General features: G+C 61.4%; 2 pseudogenes. Both read right to left on the reverse strand.

Going from position 1 to position 459, the window contains the following annotated elements:
* A pseudogene (locus tag PA598K_RS36720) lies at positions 1 to 233 on the reverse strand (hypothetical protein); the annotation flags it as partial.
* Between the two features lie 16 nt (positions 234 to 249).
* Positions 250 to 459 (reverse strand): annotated as a pseudogene (locus tag PA598K_RS32095) (sugar ABC transporter permease); the annotation flags it as partial.

The raw sequence follows: 459 nt of genomic DNA on the forward strand, positions 1-459 counted from the left end.
AAGTTGCTCCACTGCGGCGGCGAGGGCAGACCCCAGAAGCTGCCGTAAATCTGCGCATTGCTCTTGAACGCACTGACGACCATAAACAGGATCGGCACCAGCGTCAGCAGCAGAATCGCTCCGAGCAGCGTATAGAGCGTCGCCTGGGTCGCCCTCGCCCGCCAGGCGGGCGAGAGGCTGGCCGCTTGCGTCTTGCCGCGCAGCGGCAGATGGTCGGTTGCGCTTTTGGACATCGATGTCAGCCCCTCTCTAATCCGCCGAAGTGCGGATGAATCGCATATTGATAATCGTCAGCGTCAGGATGACGACGAACATCGCCACGCCAAGCGCCGAGGCATAGCCCAGATCGTTGAACTGGGTGGCTGCATAGTACATCTGGAGCGCCGGCACATACGTCGAGTCGAGCGGTCCGCCGCCGGTGACGATGAGGATGCTGCCGAAGTCCTGGATGATGCCGAT

Origin of the sequence: Paenibacillus sp. 598K (genome assembly GCF_003851045.1) — a bacterium.
In the GTDB taxonomy this organism is placed as follows: domain Bacteria; phylum Bacillota; class Bacilli; order Paenibacillales; family Paenibacillaceae; genus Paenibacillus_D.